This is a genomic window from Microbacterium pullorum (assembly GCF_014836535.1).
Lineage (GTDB): Bacteria > Actinomycetota > Actinomycetes > Actinomycetales > Microbacteriaceae > Microbacterium > Microbacterium pullorum.
Genome location: NZ_JACSQP010000004.1, coordinates 238,914 through 247,704, shown reverse-complemented (window position 1 = coordinate 247,704; position 8,791 = coordinate 238,914). Strand labels below are relative to the sequence as shown.

Sequence of the window (8,791 nt, the reverse complement as noted above, 5' to 3'; positions counted from 1 at the left end):
GGGCTGTCACCGCGGTGACAGCCCCCACCTCCTGTGACCGTCAGTAACCCACTGCTGCGAGACCGAACTGGATCTCGGCGTCGGTGAATCCCTCGTAGGCGAGCTGGTCGTAGAGCGACTGCCGGGAGAACGAGGAGTACTCCAGGTAGCTCGCCGCCGTCTCCGCCGCCTCGGCGTTCCAATCGGCTCCGGCGTTGTCAGCGCCGAAAGCGGCGTCCTCCGTGGAAAAGCCCTCGTACTCCAGCTGACCGATGAGACCCGTGCGGGAGAAGCCGGAGTAGGACAGGTACGACTGCGCCATACCGATCGCATTCTGCTGAGCCAGCGTGTACACAGGCTTGGGTGCCTCGGCGGTCACCGTCACCTCGGTACCCGGCTCCACCTTCCGAGAACCGACCGGCCCCTGGGAGCGGACCACCCAGTCCTCGCCCACACCGGCATCCGGCACGAAGACGAACCCGGCCGAATCGACAGCCGCACGAGCGTCCGCCACCGTCTTTCCGACGACATCCGGCACGGCGACGGTGGTGTCTTCCACCTCTTCTGCGACGGCCGGATCCGCGGTCTCGTCAACGGCCGCCACCGGCTTCTCCGACGGCAAGGCGTCGCTCGATGCGCTGCTGCCCGTGATCCCGTTGGCGATGATGCTGATCAGTGTCAGAACCGCGAGCGCGACGAGGCCCCACTGCCACCACTTCAGCTTCGGAAGTCCCCGCTTCACCGTGACGGCCACTGCACCGTGCGTGGGAATCGCCGCTTCGGGCGCGGCGGGCGGGCTCACCAGCGCGCCGGACGCGTCGCGCACGGACGCGTGCTCGGTCCACGCTGCGCCGTCCCAGTACCGCCTGCCCTGCGGGTTCTGCGGGTCGGGGTACCAGCCGGCGGGCGGCTGTGTGACCGGAACGTCGGCGGTGGAATCGGTGTTGTTGCTGTTCTCGGACATGACGAAGACTTTCTGGTCGTGCGAGGCGCGAACCCCCAGGTGCGCGCCACCGGCCGATGGCCAGTAGTACAGGACACACCAGACCTCCGACATTGGGGTGTACGCAGTGCTGAGACCCGTTCGACGGCGACGCACCCGAGGGGCCCGACGAGCTCTTCAGCGCGCTTCCTGCGGCTCGCCAGGCGAGCGCGCAGTCGCCTGGCCGCACTCACGAGCGCGAATACTCACTCACGAGCGCGAATACTCACTCGCGGGCGCGAATACTCACTCGGCGGCGAGCTCGGCCTTCTTGCGGCGGCGCATCTCGTGCAGGATCGGCTCGGTGTAGCCGTTCGGCTGCGCGGCGCCCTCGACGATGAGGCGGCGGGCGGACTCGAAGGCGATGCCGTGGCCGCGCCCCCCGGCATCGAGCAGCGGCTCGTAGTCGGGGTCGCCGGCGTTCTGCGCGTCGACCACCGCCGCGAGCTTCTCCAGGCTGCGGTCCACGTCGTCGGTGTCGATCACGCCGTGTGCCAACCAGTTCGCCAGCAGCTGGCTGGAGATCCGGAGCGTCGCCCGGTCCTCCATGAGCGCGATGCCGTTGATGTCGGGCACCTTCGAGCAGCCGACACCCTGATCCACCCACCGCACCACGTATCCGAGGATCGACTGCACGTTGTTGTCGACCTCGGCCAGCACCGTCTCGCGCTCGAGCGGCTCGGCCTGCAGCGGCGGGATCAGGATGTCGTCGATGCCGCGGGGCGGCCGCTCGGCGACGGTGCGCTGCACTTCGGCGACGTCGACCTGGTGGTAGTGCAGGGCATGCAGCGTCGCCGCGGTGGGCGAGGGCACCCACGCGGTCGTGGCGCCCGAGCGCACCTGCGCGATCTTCTGCTCGAGCATGTCGTGCATGAGGTCGGGCATCGCCCACATCCCCTTGCCGATCTGGGCGCGACCGAGGAATCCGGCGCCGAGTCCGGCATCCACGTTGGCGTCTTCATACGCGCCGAGGAACGGCTGGGCCTTGATGGCGGCCTTCGGCACCACGGGACCGGCGTGCAGCGAGGTGTGGATCTCGTCGCCGGTGCGGTCGAGGAAACCGGTGTTGATGAAGACGATGCGATCGGCCGCCTCGGCGATCGCCGCGCGCAGGTTGAGGGTGGTGCGCCGCTCCTCATCCATGATGCCGACCTTGAGGGTGTCCTCGGGCAGCCCGAGCAGCTGCTCGACGCGGGAGAACAGGTCCACGGTGAAGGCGACCTCGGCCGGCCCGTGCATCTTCGGCTTCACGATGTACAGCGACCCGGTGCGGGAGTTGGTGCCCGCCCGGTCGCCGCGCAGGTCGCGGAGGGCCCCGACGGCGGTCATGATCGCATCGAGCATGCCTTCGGGCACCGGCTCGCCCGCGGCATCCGTGATGGCGTCCGTCGTCATCAGGTGCCCCACGTTGCGCACCAGCAGCAGCGACCGGCCGGGGAGGGCGAACTCCGCTCCGTCCGGCGCGGTGTAGCGGCGGTCGTCGTTCATGCGGCGGGTGAACGCCTGCCCGTTCTTGACGAGCTCGGCGGTGAGCGTGCCGGTCACCAGCCCCTGCCAGTTGCGGTACCCGAGCGCCTTGTCGTCGGCATCCACCGCGGCGACGGAGTCCTCGAGGTCCATGATCGTCGTGATCGCCGATTCCACGACGATGTCGTCGATGCCCGCGGGGTCGGCCGTGCCGATGCGGCCGGCCCGATCGATCAGCACATCGAGGTGCAGGCCGTGGTGGCGCAGCAGCACCGATGCCGGCTCCGAGGCGTCGCCGGTGTAGCCGGCGAAGACGTCGGCATCCCGCAGTTCGACGTCCTGCCCCGCCACGGTCACCAGCAGGCGGCCGCCCTCGACGCGGTAGGACTCCGCGTCGGCGTGCGAGCCCCGGGTGAGGGGTGCGACCTCGTCGAGCAGGCGGCGACCGTAGGCGATGACGGCGGCGCCGCGCTGCGGGTTGTACGCCGCGCCGGGAGCCAGCTCGCCCGCCTCGGCGATGGCATCGGTGCCGTAGAGCGCGTCGTACAGCGACCCCCAGCGGGCGTTCGCGGCGTTGACGGCGAAGCGCGCGTTCAGCAGCGGCACCACGAGCTGCGGGCCGGCGAGGGTCGCGATCTCGGCGTCGACGTTCTCGGTGCGGATGCGGAAGGGACCGGGCTGCTCCTGCAGGTACCCGATGTCCTCGAGGAACGCGCGGTAGTCGGCCGGGTCGGGCTGCCCCGGGTTCGCCCGGTGGTAGTCGTCGATCTGGGCCTGCAGCCGGTCGCGCTCGGCGAGCAGCTCGCGGTTGCGGGGGGTGAGGTCGCGCAGCAGTGCGCTCACGCCGCGCCAGAACTCGGCGGCATCCCTCCCCTGCTCAGCCAGGGCCTGCTCCGCGAAGGAGAGGAGCGGGGTCGCGACGCTCAGGTCGGCGCGCTGCTGTCGAGCGGTGTGCGTGGCGTGCATGGCGGCTCTGCCTCTCGTCCGGGAATGTCGTCGAAAGTACCAGCTCTGATCCGCCTCGTGGAATGCTTATTCCACTCTACGGAATAGGAGCCGACTCGTGACGGAGAACATCCCCACGCCGGGCGTGCAGTCGGTCGTGCGCACGCTCGATCTGCTCGAGACCCTGGCGGCGCTCGGCGGCGAGGCCGGGGTCGGCGAGATCGCCGCCGCGCTGTCGCTGCCGCCGCCCACGGTGCACCGCATCCTGCGCACCCTCGCCGCCCGCGGCTACGTCATGCAGCTGCCCTCGCGGCGCTACAGCCTCGGCCCCGGTCTCATCCGGCTCGGCGAGGCGGCCACGCGGCGACTGTCGGGTTGGGCGAAGCCCGCCCTCGTCGCGCTCAGCGCCGCGACCCAGGAGAGCGCGAACCTCGCCGTGCTCGACGGCGACATGGCCACCTACATCGCGCAGTCCCCCTCGAAGCACCAGATGCGCATGTTCACCGAGGTCGGCCGCCGCGTCTTCCCCCACGCGACCGGCGTGGGCAAGGCACTGCTCGCGCAGCTGCCCGACGCCGATGCGCTCGCGCTCGCGCGCCGCACCGGCATGCCGGGGTTCACCGACACCACCCTGCGCACCGAAGACGACCTGCTCGCCGAGCTGAGCCGCATCCGCTCACGCGGCTACGCCGTCGACGAGGGCGAGCAGGAGGTCGGCGTGCGCTGCTTCGCCGTCGCGGTGCCGGGCATGGCACTGCCGGCGGCGGTGTCGGTCTCGGGCCCCGAGGTGCGCGTGACGCTCGAATCCGCCCCCGTCGTGGTGCAGGCGCTGCACGAGGCGGTCGCCACGCTGCAGCGCGCCGTGCCGGGCTAGTCGGCGGCCTCTTCGGGACGTTGCAGCGCCTCGACGTCGGCGGCATCCGGCACGTAGCCGTCGATGTGACGTTCGTCGGGCCCGTCGTAGGCCGACAGCGGACGGATGAGGGCGTTGGACGCCTGCTGCTCCATGATGTGCGCCGTCCAGCCGGTGACGCGGGCGGCGATGAACAACGGCGTGAAGGTGAGCGTGTCGAACCCCATCAGACTGTAGGCAGGGCCCGAGGGGTAGTCGAGGTTCGGGTAGATGCCCTTGCGTGCGACGAACTCCGACTCGAGCGTGTCGTAGAGCTCCGCCACGTCGGGCCGGTCGTAGTGCGCGACGAGCGTGTCCAGCGCCGCCTTCATCGTCGGCACCCGGGAGTCGCCGCGCTTGTAGACGCGGTGCCCGAAGCCCATGATCTTGCGCTTGGCGGCGAGTGCCTCGTCGAGCCACGCCCCGACATTCTCGGCCGAGCCGATCTCGGTGAACACGTGCAGCACGGCCTCGTTCGCGCCGCCGTGCAGCGGGCCCTTGAGCGCGCCGATGGCACCGACGACCGCCGAATACAGGTCACTGAGGGTCGACGCGATGACCCGCGCCGTGAACGTCGACGCGTTGAAGGAGTGCTCGGCGTAGAGCACCATCGACCGGTTGAACGCGTCGACGACGGCCGGGTCGGCTTCTTCGCCGAAGGTCATCCACAGGAAGTTGGCGGCGTAGTCGAGGTCGTCGCGCGGCTCGATGAGCTCGTCGCCGTGGCGGCGGCGCTGCCCGTAGGCGATCACAGCCGGCAGCGCGGCGAACAGGCGGATGCTGCGGTCGAGGTTCTCCGCCGGCGTGCCGACCGCGTCGAGCACGTTGTCGATGCCGGCGGTGTCGATCGCCCCGAGCAGGCTGACGACGGTGCGCACCTCGTCCATGGGGTGGGAATCGACCGGCATCGCGTCGATGAGGTCCTTCACCGCGGGCGACAGCGCCCGGTTCGCGTGCTCGATCGCCCGCAGCTCGGCGAGCTGCTCGTCGGTGGGCAGCTCGCCGTTCCAGAGCAGATAGGCCACTGCCTCGAACGGCTGGGTCGCCGCGAGCTCCTGCACCGGGTAGCCGCGGTACACGAGGCTGTTGATCTCGGGGTCAACCTTGGAGATCGCGGTCACGTCGGCGAAGACGCCCGCCAGGCCCTTCTTGATGTCGGTGGTCATCGCACGCTCATTTCTCGATCTCGAAGTTGAAGACGGTGGTGTCGAAGTGGTTGTACGCCTCGTAGTCGAGCAGGTCGTACAGGTCGGCGCGGTGCTGCATCTCCCCCAGCCTGCCGGTGAGGTGCCCCTCGTCGGTCAGCGTATCCAGCGCCCGGCCGGCCGCGCCCATCGCGATGCGCAGCAGCGACACCGGCCAGATGACGATGTTGACGCCGACGTCGCGCAGCTGATCGACCGAGAACAGGTCGCTCTTGCCGAACTCGGTCATGTTCGCCAGGATCGGCACGTCCACGGCCGCCCGCACCGCGGCGAACTCCTCGAGGGTGCGCATCGCCTCGGGGAAGATGGCGTCGGCTCCCGCGTCGACGAGGGCGCGGGCCCGGTCGATGGCGGCATCCAGCCCGTCGACGGCGCGGATGTCGGTGCGGGCCATGAGGAGGAAGTTCGGGTCGCGGCGGGCATCGGCGGCCGCGCGGATGCGCTTGATCGCGGTTCCCTGGTCGACGACGGCCTTGCCGTCGAGGTGGCCGCACCGCTTGGGGTTCACCTGATCCTCGATGTGGGCTCCGGCGATGCCGGCATCCTCGAGGGTCTGGATCGTGCGGGCGACGTTCATCGGCTCACCGAAGCCGGTGTCGGCGTCGATGATCGCCGGCAAGTCGGTCATGCGGGCGATCTGCTGCCCGCGCCCGGCGACCTCGGTGAGGGTCGTCAGCCCGATGTCGGGCAGGCCGAGATCGGCCGAGAGGACCGCGCCCGAGATGTAGACGCCCTCGAACCCCTTCTGCTGGATGAGTCGCGCCGACAGCGGGTTGAACGCGCCCGGAAAGCGCAGCAGGTCGCCCGTGGCGAGGCGTTCGCGCAGCAGCCGCCGCTTCTCAGCGGGGGTGACGGTCGAGTACAGCATCAGTGGTCTCCTCTCGGGCGTGCACAACGTCGCCATTCCAGGGCGCGAAGGGCGCGCGGAACCGCGCAGGGCCCGTTCTGGCACCGGATCAGCGACGTTGTGCGCGGCGTCATGGTCAGAACAGCCCCTTGGGTGCGGGCGCCGCCAGCAGCAGGCCGGGCTTCGCGACGATCGAGAGCTGCCGCACCTCGTCGGCGGTGAGGTCGGGCAGGCGCTGGGCGAGGTCGAGGAACCGCTCGATCTCGGCGGGCTCGAGCACGGGCTCGGCCAGCAGCCGGAACTTGCGGATGTAGTCCTCGCGGGCGAACGGGCGGGCGCCGAGGGGGTGCGCGTCGGCGACGGCGATCTCCTCCTCGATGACGGTGCCGTCGGTGAGGCGGATCTCCACCCGGCCGCCGAACGCCTTCTCGGCGGGGTCGTCGGAGTGGTAGCGCCGCGTCCACTCGGCATCCTCGGCCGTCGTGATCTTGTGCCACAGCGCGACGGTGTCCTCGCGGGCGGCCCGCTCGGGGGCGTACGAGTCGACGTGGTGCCACCCACCGTCCTGCAGCGCGACGGCGAAGATGTACGGGATCGAGTGGTCGAGCGTCTCACGGGATGCCGTGGGGTCGTACTTCTGCGGGTCGTTCGCGCCCGACCCGATCACGTAGTGGGTGTGGTGGGACGTGTGCAGCACGATCGAGTCGACGTTGTCCGGGTCGGCCGCCTCGGGGTGCTCGCCGTGGAGCTTCCGGGCCAGGTCGATCCACGCCTGCGCCTGGTACTCGGCGGAGTGCTCCTTCGTGTACGAGTCGAGGATGGCGCGCTTCGGCTCGCCCGCGGCGGGCAGCGGCACGTCGTACGAGGCTTCGGGACCGTCCAGCATCCAGGCCACGACGCCGTCTTCGCCTTCGTAGATGGGCGAGGGCGACGTCTCGCCGCGCATGGCGCGGTCGACCGCTTCGACGGCCATCTTGCCGGCGAAGGCGGGGGCGTGCGCCTTCCAGGTGGAGATCTCGCCCTTGCGCGACTGGCGGGTGGCGGTGGTGGTGTGCAGCGCCTGACCGACGGCCTGGTAGATCGTCTCGGTCGAAAGCCCGAGCAGCGTGCCGATGCCGGCGGCGGCCGAGGGGCCGAGGTGGGCAACGTGGTCGATCTTGTGCTTGTGCAGGCAGATGGCCCGCACCAGGTCGATCTGGATCTCGTAGCCGGTGGCGATGCCGCGCACCAGCGCCTGGCCGTCGGAGCCGACGTGCTGGGCGACGGCGAGGATCGGCGGGATGTTGTCACCCGGGTGGGAGTAGTCCGCCGCGAGGAAGGTGTCGTGGTAGTCGAGCTCGCGCACCGCCACGCCGTTGGCCCACGCTGCCCACTCCGGGCTGGTGCGGCGCTCGAGGGCGCAGCCGAACACGGTGGCGCCGGCGCCACCGACCGACACGGCGTGGTCGAGCGCCTGCTGGCGTGCGGCGCTGACGGGGGCGCGGGTGAGCGATGCCGCAGCGACGGCGGCGTTGTCGATCACCCGGTTGATGATCATGTCGACGACCTCGGGTTCGACGGCGACGGAGTCGGTGGCGATCTCGGCGATGTGCCAGGCGAGCTGACCCTCGCGGGCGAGTTCTTCGTCGCTGCGGTGGACACGCAGGTGGTGGGTGACGGTCATGGGTGGGCCTCCAGGGACTCGAGGATCGACATCAATGCGTTGTGCAGGTGGACATGGGTGGCGTGTGCGGCGAGCTCGGCGTCGCCGGCGGCGATCGCGGCGGCGATGAGACGGTGCTCGGCGACGGATGCCGTGAGGCGCTGGGGGTTGTCGCGGGCGAGGCGGCGGACCCGCACGAGGTGGGTGCGCACCATCCGCAGCGACGAGGCGAGGTACTCGTTGGCGACCGCGGAGTCGAGCGCCGCATCGAAACGCGCGATGAGCGCGTAGTAGGCGTCGGCGTCACCGCCCGGCTCAGCGGCGGCGAACTCGGCGGCGAGGTCGGCGAACACTGTGCGGGCGCCGCCGGCCGCGGCCAACCGGGCGGCCATCTCCTCGAGAGCGCGGCGCAAGGCGAAGAGGGCGCGGATGTCGTCGGGCTCGACGTCGGTGACCACCGTGACGCGCGCAGACTGCTGCGTGACGAGCCCGTCGGCGGCGAGTCGACGCAGCGCCTCGCGCAACGGCGTGCGACTGACGCCGAGGCGAGCGGCCTGTTCCACCTCGCCGAGCACGGTGCCGGCGGGGAGGGCTCCGGACTGGATCTGCTCGAGCAGGGTCGCGTAGGCGCGTTCGCCTGCGCGTCGCTGCGTCGCCCCGTCGGTAGCCATTCGCTCCAGTGTATACATAAAGGCGCGATCCTGGGCGAGCAGCCACGCCTGCAGTCCATTGGGTATACAGACGAAATGCGCCCGGCATGTCGGCGGCACGTGCGATCCGGCCCCGACCGCTCTGGCATCGACGAGAATAGAGGTTTCAGCACACGATGCGA

General features: G+C 70.5%; 7 protein-coding genes. 1 reads left to right on the top strand and 6 read right to left on the bottom strand.

Annotated elements, in window-relative coordinates; genetic code table 11:
• Positions 1-40: 40 nt before the first annotated feature.
• Both H9651_RS08135 and H9651_RS08130 read right to left on the bottom strand, forming a co-directional pair.
• Complete coding sequence (locus H9651_RS08135; protein WP_191718790.1) at positions 41-943, bottom strand: Ltp family lipoprotein; 903 nt, start codon at positions 941-943, stop codon at positions 41-43.
• A gap of 264 nt (positions 944-1,207) precedes the next feature.
• Entirely contained in the window at positions 1,208-3,394 is a 2,187-nt protein-coding gene (locus H9651_RS08130) for a malate synthase G (RefSeq protein WP_191718789.1), read from the bottom strand.
• 97 nt (positions 3,395-3,491) lie between these two features.
• On the opposite strand from H9651_RS08130, the gene H9651_RS15035 reads away from it, so the two are divergent.
• Positions 3,492-4,247 (top strand): IclR family transcriptional regulator, encoded by a 756-nt coding sequence (locus H9651_RS15035; protein ID WP_191718788.1) that lies wholly within the window; start codon positions 3,492-3,494, stop codon positions 4,245-4,247.
• Here H9651_RS15035 and H9651_RS08120 read toward each other — a convergent pair.
• From H9651_RS08120 to H9651_RS08105, 4 genes are all read right to left on the bottom strand, one after another.
• Positions 4,244-5,431, bottom strand: a complete 1,188-nt coding sequence (locus tag H9651_RS08120) for a bifunctional 2-methylcitrate synthase/citrate synthase (protein WP_191718787.1) — start codon at positions 5,429-5,431, stop codon at positions 4,244-4,246. The two genes, H9651_RS15035 and H9651_RS08120, sit on opposite strands and share 4 nt — an antisense overlap.
• Positions 5,432-5,438: 7 nt before the next feature.
• On the bottom strand, positions 5,439-6,338 hold the full coding sequence (gene prpB / locus H9651_RS08115; protein WP_191718786.1) for a methylisocitrate lyase: 900 nt from the start codon (positions 6,336-6,338) through the stop codon (positions 5,439-5,441).
• A 115-nt stretch (positions 6,339-6,453) separates the two neighbouring features.
• Positions 6,454-7,980 carry an MmgE/PrpD family protein gene (locus H9651_RS08110; protein WP_191718785.1) on the bottom strand — a complete coding sequence of 509 codons (1,527 nt, stop codon included), beginning with the start codon at positions 7,978-7,980 and terminating at the stop codon, positions 6,454-6,456.
• Complete coding sequence (locus tag H9651_RS08105) at positions 7,977-8,630, bottom strand: GntR family transcriptional regulator (protein ID WP_191718784.1); 654 nt, start codon at positions 8,628-8,630, stop codon at positions 7,977-7,979. The genes H9651_RS08110 and H9651_RS08105 overlap by 4 nt, the downstream gene beginning before the upstream one ends.
• Between the last annotated feature and the right edge of the window lie 161 nt (positions 8,631-8,791).

What these genes read in the sequence shown, in the direction of transcription:
- H9651_RS08135 (WP_191718790.1), bottom strand. Translation starts at nt 943, where the DNA reads ATGTCCGAGAACAGCAACAACACCGATTCCACCGCCGACGTTCCGGTC.
- H9651_RS08130 (WP_191718789.1), bottom strand. Translation starts at nt 3,394, where the DNA reads ATGCACGCCACGCACACCGCTCGACAGCAGCGCGCCGACCTGAGCGTC.
- H9651_RS08120 (WP_191718787.1), bottom strand. Translation starts at nt 5,431, where the DNA reads ATGACCACCGACATCAAGAAGGGCCTGGCGGGCGTCTTCGCCGACGTG.
- prpB (WP_191718786.1), bottom strand. Translation starts at nt 6,338, where the DNA reads ATGCTGTACTCGACCGTCACCCCCGCTGAGAAGCGGCGGCTGCTGCGC.
- H9651_RS08110 (WP_191718785.1), bottom strand. Translation starts at nt 7,980, where the DNA reads ATGACCGTCACCCACCACCTGCGTGTCCACCGCAGCGACGAAGAACTC.
- H9651_RS08105 (WP_191718784.1), bottom strand. Translation starts at nt 8,630, where the DNA reads ATGGCTACCGACGGGGCGACGCAGCGACGCGCAGGCGAACGCGCCTAC.